Consider the following 16562-nt stretch of genomic DNA (forward strand, 5'->3'; position numbering starts at 1 on the left):
GGTTCCAATCGTCCAAGACGCCCGAGGGTGTTGGTCATAGCGTGGGGTTATGACAACAACACGGATTTCCGGCGAGCGGTCGGTTCATGACGAACTCTTGGCTGTGCTCGATGAGTGGCAGGTGGCCATTGTGGCCAATGACGCTGATCGGATCGGGTCGTTCATGGCTGATGAGTGGGTGATGGTTTCGGAGAACGGGGTGACTACGGGGGAGCGGTTTCTGGCGTTCGTTCGGTCGGGGGATCTCACGCATTCGGCGATGCAGCGGGTGGGGCAGGCTCGGATTCGGTACCACGGGGAACTGGTGTTGCTGACTACGCGCGCGACCAATGTTGCCCACTATCAAGGGGTTCGGTTCGACGCCGATGAGTGGACCACCGACGTGTTCACCCGTCGCGACGGGCGGTGGTTGTGTCTGTTGACGCAGATCACCGCGACGAAGCTCGACTGAGCGCTACCGTTTTCGAGGCAGGGCTGCGGCGAAGTCGACGCCGCGGGCGACCCATTGCTGTAGGGCGGTGTCGTCCTCGACGAGTTCGGGGGCGACGTAGAGCCAGCCGTGCCTTTCGCGCCCGCCCATCACCATCGGAACGACCGCCTCACCGTCGATGAGTGCCTCGCTGTCGGCGGGATCGACCCGCACCAGTAACCCACCCTTCCTGCTGGCGGCAACGGCCATATTGCCGCCGATCAGGAAGGCGAGGCCGCCGAACATCTTCTTCTCGGCGAGATCGCCGCGCGAGAACACGAACTCTCTGACCCGCTCGGCCAGCTCCTCGTCGTATGCCATGAGCACAGTGTGCGCCAGGGCACTGACAAGTACTGGCGCAATCAACCTGCTAACTGACTGATGTGAGTGGCAACCAGGAGGCGGCGATCGGCGATGATGGCTGGAACAGCACGAATGTGATTTTCGTCGGGTATGTCATCCGGCCGGGCTTCGGGGTGGTTCAATCTGTTCGGGCGTTTGTCGACAATCGGCAACGCAGTAGTTAATCGTGGTGGTCGAGTGCGGCATCGTCTCGACATGAGCAGAGGACCGAGTTTCCATGCGCAACTTGATGAAGCGTTCGTTGACCATCCTGGCGGGGGCAACCCTGGTGTTGGGTGCCGCGGCGTGTTCCAACGACAGCTCGACACCGTCGCCGAAGCCCAGCACCACGACCGCCACCACCACCGCAGCGCCGGCCGCGACCACCACCGCTGCGCCGCAGCCCACCACCGAGCAGCGTGGCGCCGACGGCTCGACCGGCAACAACCTGGGCGCGGAGTACTGCGCGAAGAATCAGGATCCGGGCTGCCCGGTCGGCAGCTACGTCGGCCCCGACGCGATCCCGAATCCCAACGGCAACGGCACCTGGGTGCCGTGCGAGGGCTCGATCTGCACCAACCCCAACCACGGTGCGGGCACCCCCGAGCCGACCACCCCCGCCCCCGTCGTCACCCCGACCTCCACCCCGGCGGATTCCGCGCCGGTCGCGGGCGCACCCTGCGAAGGCGACGGCCGCTGGGTCCATCTCGAAGGTGGCAACGCCGGGCATTACGGCACCGAATGGATGTGCCAGCACTGACGCACGGCGTGATCGCTCCGGTTGTCCGGAGCGGTCACGCGCCGCACAGCGCGTGACCGACCAGCTCGCTCGCCCGCACTTCCTGGTCGAGCATCTTCTCCTGGAGGGCCGAGGTCTGTGAGACCACGACGCTGCGTTTCCCGTCTGCGGTGACGCCGTCGCTGGTGATGAATCCGGCATCGCCGCCACCGTGTCCCCAGTACTCACCGCCACAGGCGAGCGGGCGTTTCACCAAACCCAAGCCGTATTGCCCACCGGGCCACAGCATTTCGATCTCCTCGGAGACCTTGACCGTCTTCTTCATCTCGTCCAGCTCGGCAGGGCGCAACAGTGTGCCGCCAAGCAGCGCGCGGTAGAAGGTGTTCATGTCCGCGGTGGTGGAGATCAAATTCTCTGTGCCGTCGAGGATTTCGGTGGTGTCGACGAAGGTGGTGGTGCCCGCGAACACCGAGTAGGCGCGGGCGTGCGGTTCGGGCAGAGTGGTTTTTCCCTTCGGCCACACCGAATTTCGCATGTCCAGTGCCTGGAAGATTCGCCGATCGGCCTCGGCCTGCCAACTGTTGCCGGTGACCTTCTCGATGATCGACTCGGCGAGCAGGAAGTTCGTATTCGAATACGCCCACCCTTCGCCGGGCGCGAAAGCGGGAGCTACCGCCATCGTCCGCTCGATCAACTCCTCGCGCGAGTAGGCGTCGAACCGGTGCTCGAGGTACTGCTGTTCGGAGTCGAAACCCGGATAGTCGTCGAGCAACCCGCTGGTGTTCTGTAGCAAGTGGCGAACCGTGATCTTGTCGCCTCCGGTGACCACCGCAGGTAGGTGCTTGTCCACGCTGTCCTCCAGCGACAACTTTCCCTCGCCCACCAGCTGCAGAACCACGGTCGCAACGATCGGCTTGGTCGCACTGGCGATCCGGAAATACCCGTCGTCGGGCACCGGTGTCTCCGTCCCGACCTGCGCCACCCCGCTCACGGCCACCGAGCTACGACCAGCCTCGTCCACCGCTCGGGCCTGCGCGCCACTGACGCCGAGCGCGGTGATCGCGTCCAGATCTCGCTGCAGAACCGCAGTGCTGTCGCCCGGCGCGCTCTCGTCGGAACCCTGCTCGCAAGCCGCAACGCCGAGCATCAAAGCCACGGCGACACCAGCCATCCGATACCGCCGAACCGTCGCGTGCCGACGCGCCATATACGCGAACATGGTTGTCCCCTAACGTCTCTCACGACCCTAGTGACCCGTCGAGAACGTTCATGTTCACCGATTGACGGCTGGTACGAGCCCTCAATTGTCACGTCTTCACAGAAGATGTTCGTTGTGTTAAGCATGTGTATGACAAAATTCAAGATCGCCAGTGCGGCAACAGGTTTCGCTGCCGCGATGATGATGCTGGCAGTCCCCGGCACCGCTGCCGCCGCCGATGCCGCGCGTGTCACCGGGGGTCCAGGGAAGATCACCGTGTCGGCGGAATCCGACTACCCGTGCTGGAGCGCGTACGCCCTGATCGACGGTCAGCTTCAGAAGCCGCTCGCCCAGGCCCCCAACCCGGAGTTCGTCATCACCGGTGTCGCACCCGGCAGTCATCACGTCGTCGTGGTCTTGCAGGTCGCCGAGGGTGCGCAGTGCTTCGACAACCCGCACGGCATCGAGGTCTACAACGGTCGAGTCGAGGTCACCGCATCCAATCCGATCCTCGACCTCATCGAAAGTGGCAGCGCTTAACCAAGATTCACACCGGTGGCCGGATTCGATTGCGCAGCAAGGCAATCGAATTCGGCTACTTTCGTTTCGCGCGCAGGCGATCGCGTTCCGCGCGCAGCGACGCCACGACGTCCTCGAGTTCGAGGATGCGGGCTACCGCGGTGAGGTTGACGCCTTCGTCGGTGAGGGTGGTGATGCGGTGCAGGCGGGTGAGGTCGTCGCCGCTGTAGCGGCGGGTGCCGCCTGCGCTGCGGGCGGGCGCGATCAGGCCGTGCTGCTCGTACAGGCGCAGGGTCTGGACGCCGATGCCTGCCAGTTCCGCGGCCACGGAGATCGCGTACACCCCTTGGGCGGCCGATGGTGTGTTGTCGTGCGGGGCGGCCATCCGTGTCCTCGATTCCTTCGACTGTTTACAAGATTACTTGTTTCCGACACTTGCACTCACCTAGGTCGAGTGCTAAATAATATCTATGTCAGATGACAGAGGTTATCTGATGAAGAACCTACCGAGAATGGAGTAGTTGGAGGTGGCGACCATGTTGATGCGTACCGATCCGTTCCGTGATCTGGACCGCTGGACTCAGCAGGCGTTCGGCACAGCAGCACGGCCGACGGCGATGCCGATGGATGCCTGGCGCGACGGCGAGGAGTTCGTCGTCGAATTCGACCTGCCCGGAATCGACCCCGAATCACTGGACCTGGACATCGAACGCAATGTGGTGACCGTGCGCGCCTCGCGCCCCGCGATCGACTCCGATCGATCCATGATCGCCGCCGAACGCCCACGCGGTGTCTTCAGCCGCCAACTGTTCCTCGGCGAAAGCCTCGACACCGACCGCATCCGTGCCGACTACCGCAATGGCGTACTGCGCCTTGCCATCCCGGTCGCGGAAAAGGCCAAACCCCGCAAGATCGAGATCGTCCACGAACGCGAACCTCAGGTGATCAACGCCTGAGCCGGCGACGGGGATGATCGCGACCAGAAATGAACGCGAGGTGACCGATATCGAACGCTCGCGACCTCTTTCAGTGAGCTGACCCCTCAGTGGCCGGGTCCCGGTGGCCCGGCCATCACTGTTCGTGCAGTGGGCTTCTTCCACAGGACGCGGTGGAGGTCAGCGTGCAGTGGGGTGTCCACCACCCTGGGGGAACCTCGGCTGTTTGCCGTGACCCCAAGGTTTTTGGGGCGACCTCGCGTCCATGCGCTGCGGTATCTTCCATGCGATCGCCGCACCCTGATCGGCGCGCAGAGGAAGCACACACCACATGTTCAACAAGTCCATTGCGGTCGCCGCGCTGTCGGTGAGCGCCGCTGCCGTCCTCGCGGCACCGCCCGCCGCCGCCGACCCGGTCAACTGGGGCGCCTTCTCCCTCAGCGTGTGGGGCAATGTCTACGCGTTTTCGGTCAACCACCCGACGGAAGCCGACGCCGTTCGAGCCGCCGACCAAGCGTGCAAGGGTCAAGGCATCATCGACTGCCGGATGATGGTGACGTTCGCGAACGGCTGCGGCGCCGTCGTGACGAGCCCGCTCGCGATCGTCGCAGGGTTCCCGATCGTGGGCTTCGGTAAAGGGGCGACCCCAGCGGAGGCATACGCAGACGCCACCCGCAACCTCCCCACCGGCACCGGAAGCGCCGGCTCGTTCGATGGCGAGCACGCCTGCACCCGGCTTTGATCTCGTTCGCGCGCGGTCCTCGGAAGATGTGGGGCTGACGCCCCCTTGTACTGGCCCAGTCAGTGGCTCTCCCACTGTCCACGAAACCTCGAGGGCTCAGATTCCGCCGCTGAACTCTTGCTGGTGACGGCGATATCGTTCCTTCAGTGGATCGCGCCCGGTGAATCTCCGCGGGCTGTCGGTGCGGTTGGTTGCGTGAAGATGTCGTCGAGCGGGCCCGCGGCCGGGGAGTGGAAACCGTTCTCGGCGAACCAGTCCCACCGCAGAATCCGAGCCTGAACAGGTGTCGGAATTCGGCGCAGGACGCCTGCGATTCGCGCGAAGCGACCACCGCCTTCGAGGACGGATCGGTGTTGGGCCAGTGCGTTCATGCGTTGCGGTGCATACGCTCCGACATCGATGCGGTGGGTGATGTTCGCGCGGGCGGTGAAACCGTTGCTGATCTCGGTGGTGTCGTAGCCGAGCCAGCGTGCTGGTCGGGTCAGTCTCGCGAATAGTTCTCGTGGGATCGTCGCGTTGAGTACGCGGGGGATGCCTGCCTTTTTCGCGGCCAGGGCGCCGACCTCGTGGACACGAACGTGGTCGCGGTGGCCGTATCCGCCATTGCGGTCGTAGCTCAGCAGAATGTCCGCGCGTTCCTGCGCGAGGATTGTCGCCAGGCGTTCGGCGGCCTCGTCGACGGCGGCTCGGACGAATCGGGTTCGGCCGGGCGGATCCGGGTACAGGATCGAACCGTGTCCGCTATCGGCGTAGCCGAGGTGTTCCACCCTGCTCACGCCGAGAATCTCAGCGCTGCAGTGTAATTCGTGCAGCCGTGGTGCCAGGGCACCCTCGAACTGTTCCACATGGCCGTCGGTGGCAACCACGATGACGGTGCGGTGACCGGCGTGCGCAAGTTTCGCCAGCGTGCCGCCGGTCAGGATGATCTCGTCGTCGGGGTGGGCGTGGAATGCCACGACTGTCGCCATGAGGCCAGTATTGCGGCCGGAGGGCCGGGTGGCAGCCGATCAGGGAGCTAGTCGCGGGCGCGGCCCAGGGCTGGTTTGGTGCGCCACAGCTCAATTCCGATGTCGACGAGGTCGACTCGGTCGAGGTGCGCGACCTCGTCGAGCAGATGCCAGGCGGCGAGGTCGGTTGAGCCGTCGGTTTCGTTGCGGAGTTCGCCTCCGGTGACGCGGCCTTCGTAGACGATTCTGAGGCCATGGAAGTCCGCGAATTCGCCGTGTGGGCGCGGGTATTGGTGGTTGATCGAGTCGATGCCGAGGAGTCTGACAGGTTCGACGGTGTAACCGGTTTCCTCGGCGACCTCGCGAATGGTTGTTGCGATCGGGTCCTCGCCGTGGTGCATTCCGCCGCCCGGCAGTGTCCACTGCTTGCCGCCGTCAGGCGACACCCACCTGGCGAGCAGGATCTCAGTCGCGCCGGAAGATTCCCGAACGCATATGGCGTATGCGGCGACTCGTAGTTCTTTCCCCACCTTGCGAGCGTATCGGCAAGCGGCCCAACCCCGTCGCTCGGCAAGACCGCAAGCGGTACGGGCTACCACTCGGAAGTCGGGTTTGCGCAGTTCAGGAGCGTCTGACACTCACTGAGTGCTCGCGGAACAGGTCGTCACCCGTGGGAGCGAGAGTGCTACTCGCGTTCGAAAATCTGGCAGGCTCGCCAGTTCAGAAGAAGGCGATCGCCGCCGAAAACTGGCACAGCTGCCAGACGCGGATCGTGAACATGCAGGTCAGGGTCGTGCGCAGTGGCGCTCTGGGGGTGCGAGTGCATCTGAACACCCAAAAGGGCACCTAAGCCGTAAGTATGTGCGCGAGGGGGGACTTGAACCCCCACGTCCGTGGACACCAGAACCTAAATCTGGCGCGTCTGCCAATTCCGCCACTCGCGCTTGGTGCGTGCCCGATCCCTGGGGATTAGGTACGACCGTCCAAACTCTACCGGGCGAATCGCAGTGTGCGAAGCGTTGGGGCGGCGTGGCGTACTCGTGGGTAACACTACCTGGGATTATAACGATTCGGTAAACCCCAATGTGAGGGGTGCTCATGTTTGAGACTCGGGGTAACGGGCTGGACCTGCGGGTTCAAACGTGAGGTGGAGTCATGTTTCAGAAGGTTTTGGTACGGACGTACGGAAATACCGGGCAGTAGGGCGTGGCTGGGTGGGAAACGTGAGGCTTTCCTCATGATTTTGTGCGATTGTGGCTCTCAACAGGCCCTCGGGGCTGCCGGAAACGTGTGCGTGCCGACGGTGGCGGCACGCCAGGAGAAGGAAGTGCAGCGTCTTGACGATCAACGAGAGCACCGCAATCGGCACGGAAGCGGCCACGAAGACCAATGGTCGTGGGCCGGCCAGGGGTGCCCGCGCGGCGTTGCTGGAGCAGCTGCGCACCGGGGCGGGGTACGCGTTGGCGTTCGGTGGGCAGGGTGCGCAGTGGTTGCGCGAGCTCGAGGAGATCGGGCGCGACAGTGCGCTCGAGCCCGAGCTGACCGCGCTGGTCGACGAGGCGGCCGTGCTGCTCGAGCCGGTGGCGACGCAGTTGCTGGTGGTGCGGCCGGGCGGTTTCGACCCGATGGGGTGGCTGCTGGACAGCGAGCTCGACGAGCCGGAGGAACCGTCGTCGGCGCCCGCGGATTCGGTGCTGCGCTCGGTGCCGGTGTCCATGCCGGGCGTGCTGTTGGCTCAGCTGGCCGCGACCAGGGCTCTCAAACTGCAGGGCTTGGACCCGAACGAGAACGTGCCGGTCGCGATCATCGGACATTCGCAGGGCCTGTTCGCCGCCGCCGCGGTGGAGGCCGGTGGCACGCGGGACGCGGAGCTGCTGGCCATCGCGCAGCTGGTCGGGGCGGCGGCGGGGCTGGTCGCGCGTCGGCGTGGGCTGATGCCGGTGGGCGAGCGGTCGCCGATGGTCGCGGTGTCGAATGTGGATCCGCAGCAGTTGCGCGCGATCGTCACCGAGGTGGCCGAAGGGGTGGATCCGGCGATCGCCGCGGTGGTGTCGATTCGCAACGGGCGTCGGCGTGTGGTGATCTCGGGTGCGCCCGCGCAGATCGATCGGGTGCGCACGCGTTGCGCGCAGCTGCACGATGAACAGACTCGTGAGCGTGAGAGCAAGGCCCGCGGTGGTGCGGTGTTCGCGCCGGTGTTCGAGGACATTTCCGTCGACGTCGCCTTCCACCATCCGGCGCTGGCCGAGACGGTGGACCTGGTCGCCGGGTGGGCCCGGCACTGCGAGCTCGATGCCGAGCTGGCTGCCGCGCTGACCCAGCAGGTGCTGGTGGACCCGATCGACTGGGTCGCCACCGTCGACGCCGTGGTCGAGGCGGGCGCGCAGTGGATCCTGGATCTGGGCCCCGGCGACCTGCTGTCGCGGGTGACCGGCGGTTCGCTCAAGGGCACGGGTGTCGGCGTGATCGCGGCCGCCACCCGCGCGGGTCAGCGCAGCCTGCTCACCCCCGGTGCCGCGCCGGAACCGTCGACGCCGTGGTCGGCCTTCGCGCCCAAGCCGGTGCGTCTGCCCAACGGACGCGTGGTCGTGGAGACCGCGTTCACCAAGCTCACGGGTCGCTCGCCGATCCTGCTCGCCGGCATGACCCCGACCACCGTCGACGCGAAAATCGTTGCGGCCGCGGCGAATGCGGGGCACTGGGCCGAGCTGGCCGGTGGTGGACAGGTCACCGAACAGATCTTCGCGGACCGGATGACCGAACTGCGTCAGCTGCTGCAGCCGGGTCGCGCGGTGCAGTTCAACTCGCTGTTCCTCGACCCCTACCTGTGGAAACTGCAGCTGGGCGGCAAGCGTCTGGTGCAGAAGGCACGGGCGGCGGGTGCGCCGATCGACGGTGTGATCGTCACCGCGGGCATCCCCGAACTCGATGACGCGGTCGCGCTGATCGGTGAGCTGTCCGAGGCGGGCATCAGTCACGTCGCGTTCAAGCCGGGCACGGTCGCGCAGATCAACGCCGTGCTGCGCATCGCCGATGCCGTGCCGGACTACCCGGTCATCATGCACATCGAAGGCGGCAAGGCCGGCGGTCACCACTCGTGGGAAGACCTCGACGACCTGCTGCTGGCCACCTACGCGCAGCTGCGCGCGCACACGAATGTGGTGGTCTGCGTCGGCGGCGGCATCGGCACGCCCGAGCGCGCCACCGACTACCTCACCGGCACCTGGTCCACCGGTTACGGCTACCCGCTGATGCCGCTGGACGGCGTGCTTGTGGGCACCGCCGCCATGGCGACCCTCGAAGCGACCACCGCACCCGCGGTGAAGCAGCTGCTCGTGGACACTCCCGGCACTCCCGATTGGGTCGGTGCGGGTACCGCGAACGGCGGAATGGCTTCCGGCCGGAGCCAACTGGGCGCTGACATCCACGAGATCGACAACGCCGCTTCGCGCACGGGCCGTCTGCTCGACGAGGTCGCGGGCGATGCCGACGCTGTGGCCAGTCGTCGCGCCGAGATCATCGCGGCACTGGACGCCACCGCCAAGCCCTACTTCGGCGACGTCGCCACCATGACCTACCAGCAGTGGCTGGAACGCTATGTGTCCCTGGCTGTTTCGAGCGACGTACCGATCTCGTTCGATTGCGGCAGCGACATCGGTGACGCGATCCGCGACGCCACCCGCTCGGACTGGCTCGACATCAGCTGGCGCGACCGTTTCGCGGACATGATGCGGCGCACCGAATCTCGGCTCAACCCGGCCGACAGCGGCGAGATCGAGACCCTGTTCGCCGACGACACCGCCTTCGAACACCCGGTGCAGGCGCTGTGCGCGCTGAAGAAGCAATACCCGTCGGTCGCCGACACCGTGCTGCACCCCGCCGACGTGCCGTTCTTCGTCTCGCTGTGCAAGACGCCGGGCAAGCCCGTGAACTTCGTGCCCGTCGTGGACGCCGACGTGCGGCGCTGGTGGCGTTCGGATTCGCTGTGGCAGGCGCATGATTCGCGCTACAGCGCCGATCAGGTGTGCATCATTCCTGGCACTGTCGCCGTCGCGGGGATCACGCGGGTGGACGAACCGGTGGGTGAACTGCTCGACCGATTCGAACACGACACCGCGATTACCCTGGTCAAGGCCGGTATCGACCCCGAGTCGGTGGACGCGCGCCGGGTCGCCGGTGTGGTCACCGGTCCGATCGACACCGTGCTCGCCGCCCCTGACGTGCAGTGGGCCGGGCGCACCACCGTGAACCCGGTGCATCGTCTGGGTGGCATAGCGGAATGGACCGTCGAGCGGGGGAGCGCGGTGCATCGCAGCACCGGCGCGACCCTGACCGAAACCACCGGTCCCGAAAGCGAATTCAACTATGTGGAGCTGACGGTGCCGCTGGCCCGTGACAGCGTGCGCATCCGCATCACCGTGCCCGCGAGCGTGTATTCCGGTGGCGCACCGGTGATCACCGACGCCGACGCCGAAACCGCGATGTCCGCACTGCTCGGTGTGGCCGCCGGGAAGGCGCTGCCCGAGGTGAAAGCCGGTGTGGCACATCTGAACCTGGCCTGGATGCCCGATCTGATCGCCGACCACGCCGGTGTCACGGGCTCCGGCCTGCCCGACACCCTCAGCACTCTGGGTCGCACCGCCCCCGACGTGCTCGTTGGCGCCTGCTGGCCCGCGGTGTTCGCGGTGCTCGGCGCGGCCCGTACGCCGGTCGGCGGCTGCGTGATCGAAGGAATGCTCGACCTGGTCCACCTGGACCATCAGATAGAGCTGTTGAACGAACTGCCGTCGGAGACAAGCATTCTCGTCGTGCGTGCCGAAGGTGGCGCGGTGGTCGACACCGATATGGGCCGCGTTGTCGAGGTCGTGGTGAACGTCGGCTTGATCCTGGATCAGGGCCTGGACGCGACTCCGCTGGCACGCCTGGTCGAACGCTTCGCCATCCGCGGCCGCAACGGCGCCGGCGAACTCACCGATCCGCCCCGCGCGGCCGGTGCGGTCTCCGACAACGCCACCGACACCCCGCGCCGCCGTCGCCGCGACGTGCGGATGGCCGCCCCGCGCGCCATGCACGCCTTCGCGGCGGTCTCCGGCGACCACAACCCGATCCACACCTCCGACGCCGCCGCCAAGCTGGCCGGTCTCGGTAGTCCGATCGTGCACGGCATGTGGCTGTCCGCCGCGGCTCAGCACGCGGTAGTAGCGGTGGATCCCGAAAGTTCCGTTCCCGCACGCACTCTCACGGCATGGACCACCCGGTTCCTCGGCATGGTGCGCCCCGGCGCGACCGTGGACGTGCGGGTGGAACGGATCGCGGTGGACGCGGGCGCGGAGGTCGTCGAGGTCTCCTGCCGCGTCGACGGTGACCTGGTCATGACCGCGACCGGGCGCACCGCCGCCCCGAAAACCGTGTACGCCTTCCCGGGCCAGGGCATCCAGCGCAAGGGGATGGGCCTGGACGCGCTGACCCGCTCGAAGGCGGCCAAGCAGGTGTGGGAGCGTGCCGACGCGCACACCCGCGAAGCCCTCGGTTTCTCGATCCTGGCGGTGGTGCGCGACAACCCCACCTACCTCAAGGCGCGCGGCGTCGAACACCGGCACCCCGACGGCGTGCTGCACCTGACCCAGTTCACCCAGGTCGCCATGGCGACACTGGGTGTGGCGCAGGTCGCGGAACTGCGCGAAGCCGGTGCGTTCGTAGAGGATTCGATGCTGGCCGGGCACTCGGTCGGCGAGTACAACGCCCTGGCAGCAGTGGCCGGTGTGCTGCCGCTGGAAGCCGTGCTCGAGGTGGTGTTCCAGCGCGGTTCGGCCATGCACGAGCTGGTGCCGCGTGATGCCAAGGGCCGCAGCGACTATCGGATGGCCGCCATTCGTCCGTCGCAGATCGGGCTGCCCGATGCCGAGGTGATCGACTTCGTCAACGGCATCGGCGCGCAGACCGGTGAGTTCCTCGAGGTCGTGAACCTGAACCTGCGTGGTTCGCAGTACGCGATCGCGGGAACTGTCGCTGGGCTCGAAGCGTTGGAAACCGAAATCGACCGTCGCCGTGCCGAATTCGGTGGAAAGCGGGCGTTCATCCTGGTGCCCGGCATCGACGTGCCGTTCCACTCCTCGGTGCTGCGCGACGGAGTGCCGGAGTTCCGACACAAACTCGGCCAGCTGCTGCCCGCCGAGGTGCACCCGGAAGTCCTTGTCGGACGCTACATTCCGAACCTGGTGCCCCGCCCGTTCTCCCTCGACCGCGAATTCCTCACCGAGATCGCCGAACTCGTGCCGTCCGAGCCGCTCGCGGCCGTGCTGGCCGACTTCGACAGCTGGGCCGAGCGCGATGCCGAACTGTGCCGTGTGGTGCTGATCGAGCTCCTCGCGTGGCAGTTCGCCAGCCCGGTCCGCTGGATCGAAACCCAGGACCTGCTGTTCACCGACACCGCGCACGGCGGGCTCGGCGTGGAACGTTTCGTCGAGGTCGGCCTCGGTGCCACCCCGACCGTGGCGAACCTGGCCACCCAGACGTTGAAGCTGCCCGGATTCGGCGGTGCCACAGTAGAAGTCGTCAATGTCGAACGTGACGCGGCGGTCGTCTACTCCACCGACACCGACCCGGCCCCCGTCGACGACATCGACATCGACATCGACGAGACCCCCGCCGAAGCACCGCAGGCCACAACCCCCGTGGCGACTGCCGCTCCGGTTGCCACCGGCGGCCCGCGCCCCGACGACATCGCCTTCAGCGCCGCCGACGCCACCCGCGTACTCATCGCACTGTGGACCAAGCTGCGCATGGACCAGATCGGCCCCGTCGACACCATCGAAGGCCTCTGCGACGGCGTCTCCTCACGCCGCAACCAGCTGCTGGTGGACCTGGGCGCCGAACTGTCGCTGGGTGCCATCGACGGTGCCGCCGACGCCGACATGGGCGCACTCGCCGCCACCGTCGAACGACTGGCCCGCACCTACAAGCCCTTCGGCACCGTGCTCACCGATGCCATCGGCGACCACCTGCGCAAGGTCTTCGGCCCGTCGGGCAAGCGCCCGGCCGCGGTCGCCGACCGGGTCAAGAAGGTCTGGGAACTGGGTGACGGCTGGGTCAGCCACGTCACCGCGGAAGTATCGCTGGGCACCCGCGAAGGCGCGAGCGTGCGCGGAGGTGACCTGGGCGGGCTCGGCGGTGCGCTCGCTGACGCGGCCTCGGTCGACGCCGTCATCGATGCCGCAGTGCAGGCCGTGGCGGCGCGACGCGGAGTCTCGGTCTCGATGCCCTCCGCGGGTGGCGCGGCAGGCGGCACCGTCGACGCGGCCGCACTGGGCGAGTTCACCGAACAGATCACCGGACGCGACGGCGTGCTCGCCACCGCTGCCAGGGTCGTGCTCGAACAGCTCGGCCTCAGCGACAAGATCAGCGCCCCCGAAGCAACCCCTGACACCCTCGCGGACCTTGTGTCGGCCGAATTGGGTTCGGACTGGCCACGATTGGTCGCACCCGCGTTCGATGCCCGCAAGGCCGTGCTCATCGACGACCGCTGGGCCACCGCCCGCGAAGACCTCGCGAAGATGTGGCTCGGCGACGATGCCACCACCGCACAGCAGTCGATCGACGGATTCGTCGCTGCCGGGGAAGCCGTTGCAGCCCAGGCGAACTGGTGGCGTCAGCGGGCGATGCGTGAGGCCCGTTCAGTGCTGGCCGGGGTGTACGCGCAGATCGCCAAGGCAGCGATGGACACCACCGAGCAGGGCTTGTGGTCGGAAGACCTCGCCGTAATCACCGGTGCCAGTAAGGGTTCCATCGCGGCGGCCGTCACCGGCAAGCTGCTGTCCGGCGGCGCGACCGTCGTGGTCACCACCTCCGGTCTCAACGACGAGCGGCTGCGGTTCTACCGTTCGCTGTACCGCGACAACGCCCGCCACGGCGCGGCGCTGTGGGTGGTCCCGGCCAATATGGCCTCCTACCAGGACCTGGACGCGCTGATCGACTGGATCGGCACCGAGCAGGTCGACAACGCCGGCGGCGCCAAGATCAAGGTCAAGGACGCCATGACCCCGACCATGTTGCTGCCGTTCGCGGCACCGCGCGTGGCCGGCGACCTGGCCGACGCGGGTGCGCGCGCCGAGATGGAAATGCGTGTGCTGCTGTGGTCGGTGGAACGCCTGATCGGCGGCCTGTCCGCGATCGGTGCCGACCACGACGTCGACGCGAAACTGCATGTGGTGCTGCCGGGTTCGCCCAACCGTGGCCTGTTCGGCGGCGACGGCGCCTACGGCGAAGCCAAGGCCGCACTGGACGCGGTGGTGCTGAAGTGGAAGGCCGAAAAGTCCTGGGCCGCACGGGTAACGCTGGTGCACGCGCTCATCGGTTGGGTGCGCGGCACCGGGCTGATGGGGCACAACGACCCGATGGTCGAGGCCGTGGAAGCCGCGGGCGTGCACACCTGGTCGACCGACGAGATGGCCGACGAACTGCTCAAGTGGTGCACCTCGCGTGCCCGTCAGGTCACCCTCACCGGCCCGCAGCAGATCGACCTCACCGGCGGTCTGGCTCGCGCGAAACTCGACCTGCCCGCGCTGGCCAAGCAGGCGCAGGAAGCCGCGGCGGAGAAGACGGAAGAAGCCGCGGACAAGGTGACCATTTCCGCGCTCCCCGCGCCGCCCACCCTGAGTTCGGCACTGCCCGTGCCGGATTGGGCACCGGTCACCTCGGACCTGAGCGAGATGATCGTCATCGTCGGCGCGGGCGAACTCGGCCCGTACGGCTCCTCGCGCACCCGCTTCGAGATGGAGGTCGAAGACAAGCTCTCCGCCGCCGGGGTGCTCGAACTGGCCTGGACCACCGGCCTGATCCGCTGGGAGAACGAGCCGAAGCCGGGCTGGTACGACACCGAATCCGGTGACTTCGTACCGGAAGCCGAAGTGGCGGAACGCTTTCACGACATCGTCGTCGAGCGCTGCGGTGTGCGCCGCTACGAAGACGACGGCGCCATGCTCGACAACGCCGCCCCGCTGCTCACCTCGGTGTTCCTCGACCAGGACCTGACGTTCACCGTCGGCAACGAGGCCGAGGCGCGCGCCTTCCACACCGCCGATCCCGAGCACACGATCATCGCGCCCGTCGACGGCGCGGGCGACTGGACCGTCACCCGCCAGGCGGGCACCGAGATCCGCGTGCCGCGCAAGGCGAAGCTGTCGCGGGTGGTCGGCGGCCAGATCCCGACCGGCTGGGACCCCACCATCTGGGGTGTGTCCGCCGATATGGCGGCCTCGATCGACCGGGTCGCGCTGTGGAACATCGTGTGCACCGTGGACGCGTTCGTCGGCGCCGGTTTCAGCCCCGACGAGCTGATGAGCTGGGTGCACCCGAGCCTGGTGGCCAACACGCAGGGCACCGGCATGGGCGGCATGTCCTCGATGCGGTCGCTGTACGTCGACAACCTGCTCGGCGAACCGCGACCCAACGACATCCTGCAGGAGGCACTGCCCAACGTCGCCCTGGCGCACGTGGTGCAGTCCTACGTCGGCAGCTACGGCGCCATGGTGCACCCGGTCGCGGCCTGCGCCACGGCGGCGGTGTCGGTGGAGGAAGCGGTCGACAAGATCCGGCTCGGTAAGGCCGAGGTCGTGGTCGCCGGCGGGTTCGACGATCTGGGTATCGAAGGCATCGTCGGCTTCGGCGACATGTCGGCCACCGCGGACTCGGCGGCCATGCGCGCCAAGGGAATCAGCGATCGCTACTTCTCCCGCGCCAACGATCGTCGTCGCGGCGGGTTCGTCGAATCGCAGGGTGGCGGCACCGTGCTGCTGGCTCGCGGTGACGTGGCCGTGGAGATGGGGCTGCCGGTGCTCGGCGTGATCGCCTTCGCGCAGTCGTTCGCCGACGGCGTCCATACCTCCATTCCCGCACCGGGTTTGGGTGCGCTGGGTGCCGGGCGGGGCGGGCGCGAGTCGCGACTGGCGGCCGAACTGCGCAAGCTCGGCGTCACCCCCGACGACATCGCGGTGATCTCCAAGCACGACACCTCCACTGCCGCAAACGATCCCAACGAGTCCGAGCTGCACGAGCGGCTCGCGGGCGCACTGGGTCGCACCGACGGCGCACCGCTGTTCGTGGTCTCGCAGAAGAGCCTGACCGGCCATGCGAAGGGCGGCGCGGCGGCGTTCCAGCTCATCGGGCTGTGCCAGGTGCTGGAAAACGGTGTGGTGCCGCCGAATCGGAGCCTGGACTGTGTCGACGAGAAGATGGCCGCCTACCCGCACCTGGTGTGGGCGCGCGAGCCGCTGCGCTTCGGTGAGAAGTTCGCGCTGAAGGCAGGTTTGGTGACATCGCTCGGCTTCGGCCACGTGTCCGGGCTGCTCGCGGTCGTTCATCCGCAAGCGTTCCTGGCGGCGATCGAACCGGCGGCGCGGGCGGAGTACCAAGAGCGGGCGCAGGCGCGTGCACTCGCGGGCAGGCAGCGGTTCGCCGAGGCCATGTGCGGCGGGTCGGCGCTCTACGAGAAGCCCGCTGATCGTCGACTGGGTGCGGAAGGCACGTCGGCCAAGCAGATTCGTCAGCTGGAAGCCGACATGCTGCTCTCGCCGCAGGCCCGACTCGACAGCGACGGCGTGTACAGCACCAACGGATGGGGTTGCGGCACCGGGCAAATCGCCGCGCAGCCGCACGAAGCGTCGTAGGCTGCCG

General features: G+C 67.2%; 11 protein-coding genes and 1 tRNA gene. 6 read left to right on the forward strand and 6 right to left on the reverse strand.

From position 1 onward, the window contains the following. The first annotated feature begins 49 nt into the window (after window positions 1-49). Entirely contained in the window at window positions 50-451 is a 402-nt protein-coding gene (locus ACFWVD_RS20050) for a nuclear transport factor 2 family protein (protein WP_379244871.1), read from the forward strand. 3 nt (window positions 452-454) lie between these two features. Here ACFWVD_RS20050 and ACFWVD_RS20055 read toward each other — a convergent pair whose 3' ends face one another. Beyond that, window positions 455-790, reverse strand: a complete 336-nt coding sequence (locus ACFWVD_RS20055) for a TfoX/Sxy family protein (RefSeq protein ID WP_379244873.1) — start codon at window positions 788-790, stop codon at window positions 455-457. Between the two features lie 259 nt (window positions 791-1049). Between ACFWVD_RS20055 and ACFWVD_RS20060 the strand changes: the two genes are divergently transcribed. Further along, complete coding sequence (locus tag ACFWVD_RS20060) at window positions 1050-1571, forward strand: hypothetical protein (RefSeq protein ID WP_379244875.1); 522 nt, start codon at window positions 1050-1052, stop codon at window positions 1569-1571. A 34-nt stretch (window positions 1572-1605) separates the two neighbouring features. Here the strand turns inward: ACFWVD_RS20060 and ACFWVD_RS20065 are convergent, their stop codons facing one another. Further along, a complete protein-coding gene (locus ACFWVD_RS20065) occupies window positions 1606-2769 on the reverse strand; it encodes a serine hydrolase domain-containing protein (RefSeq protein WP_379244877.1) in 1164 nt (387 codons plus the stop codon). A 129-nt stretch (window positions 2770-2898) separates the two neighbouring features. Between ACFWVD_RS20065 and ACFWVD_RS20070 the strand changes: the two genes are divergently transcribed. Next, a complete protein-coding gene (locus ACFWVD_RS20070; RefSeq protein ID WP_379244879.1) occupies window positions 2899-3288 on the forward strand; it encodes a hypothetical protein in 390 nt (129 codons plus the stop codon). A gap of 55 nt (window positions 3289-3343) precedes the next feature. On the opposite strand, the gene ACFWVD_RS20075 is transcribed toward ACFWVD_RS20070, so the two are convergent. Next, window positions 3344-3652: a MerR family transcriptional regulator gene (locus tag ACFWVD_RS20075; RefSeq protein WP_379244881.1), complete on the reverse strand. Its 309-nt coding sequence runs from the start codon at window positions 3650-3652 to the stop codon at window positions 3344-3346. 136 nt (window positions 3653-3788) lie between these two features. Between ACFWVD_RS20075 and ACFWVD_RS20080 the strand changes: the two genes are divergently transcribed. Together ACFWVD_RS20080 and ACFWVD_RS20085 are read left to right on the forward strand one after the other, a co-directional pair. After that, entirely contained in the window at window positions 3789-4223 is a 435-nt protein-coding gene (locus ACFWVD_RS20080) for an Hsp20/alpha crystallin family protein (RefSeq protein WP_379244883.1), read from the forward strand. Between the two features lie 310 nt (window positions 4224-4533). Next, complete coding sequence (locus ACFWVD_RS20085; protein ID WP_379244885.1) at window positions 4534-4944, forward strand: DUF4189 domain-containing protein; 411 nt, start codon at window positions 4534-4536, stop codon at window positions 4942-4944. Window positions 4945-5087: 143 nt separating this feature from the next. Here ACFWVD_RS20085 and ACFWVD_RS20090 read toward each other — a convergent pair whose 3' ends face one another. From ACFWVD_RS20090 to ACFWVD_RS20100, 3 genes are all read right to left on the reverse strand, one after another. Beyond that, a complete protein-coding gene (locus tag ACFWVD_RS20090) occupies window positions 5088-5912 on the reverse strand; it encodes a PIG-L deacetylase family protein (protein WP_379244887.1) in 825 nt (274 codons plus the stop codon). 47 nt (window positions 5913-5959) lie between these two features. Next, a complete protein-coding gene (locus ACFWVD_RS20095; protein WP_379244888.1) occupies window positions 5960-6421 on the reverse strand; it encodes an NUDIX hydrolase in 462 nt (153 codons plus the stop codon). A gap of 332 nt (window positions 6422-6753) precedes the next feature. Beyond that, window positions 6754-6835: transfer RNA gene (locus ACFWVD_RS20100), tRNA-Leu, on the reverse strand. Window positions 6836-7228: 393 nt separating this feature from the next. Between ACFWVD_RS20100 and ACFWVD_RS20105 the strand changes: the two genes are divergently transcribed. Continuing rightward, window positions 7229-16555 (forward strand): fatty acid synthase subunit beta domain-containing protein, encoded by a 9327-nt coding sequence (locus ACFWVD_RS20105; RefSeq protein WP_379244890.1) that lies wholly within the window; start codon window positions 7229-7231, stop codon window positions 16553-16555. Window positions 16556-16562 lie beyond the last annotated feature (7 nt).

The sequence above is a fragment of the Nocardia sp. NPDC058666 genome (assembly GCF_042714895.1).
Taxonomy (GTDB): Bacteria; Actinomycetota; Actinomycetes; order Mycobacteriales; family Mycobacteriaceae; genus Nocardia.

What these genes read in the sequence shown, in the direction of transcription:
- ACFWVD_RS20050 (WP_379244871.1), top strand. Translation starts at nt 50, where the DNA reads ATGACAACAACACGGATTTCCGGCGAGCGGTCGGTTCATGACGAACTC.
- ACFWVD_RS20055 (WP_379244873.1), bottom strand. Translation starts at nt 790, where the DNA reads ATGGCATACGACGAGGAGCTGGCCGAGCGGGTCAGAGAGTTCGTGTTC.
- ACFWVD_RS20060 (WP_379244875.1), top strand. Translation starts at nt 1,050, where the DNA reads ATGCGCAACTTGATGAAGCGTTCGTTGACCATCCTGGCGGGGGCAACC.
- ACFWVD_RS20065 (WP_379244877.1), bottom strand. Translation starts at nt 2,769, where the DNA reads ATGTTCGCGTATATGGCGCGTCGGCACGCGACGGTTCGGCGGTATCGG.
- ACFWVD_RS20070 (WP_379244879.1), top strand. Translation starts at nt 2,899, where the DNA reads ATGACAAAATTCAAGATCGCCAGTGCGGCAACAGGTTTCGCTGCCGCG.
- ACFWVD_RS20075 (WP_379244881.1), bottom strand. Translation starts at nt 3,652, where the DNA reads ATGGCCGCCCCGCACGACAACACACCATCGGCCGCCCAAGGGGTGTAC.
- ACFWVD_RS20085 (WP_379244885.1), top strand. Translation starts at nt 4,534, where the DNA reads ATGTTCAACAAGTCCATTGCGGTCGCCGCGCTGTCGGTGAGCGCCGCT.
- ACFWVD_RS20090 (WP_379244887.1), bottom strand. Translation starts at nt 5,912, where the DNA reads ATGGCGACAGTCGTGGCATTCCACGCCCACCCCGACGACGAGATCATC.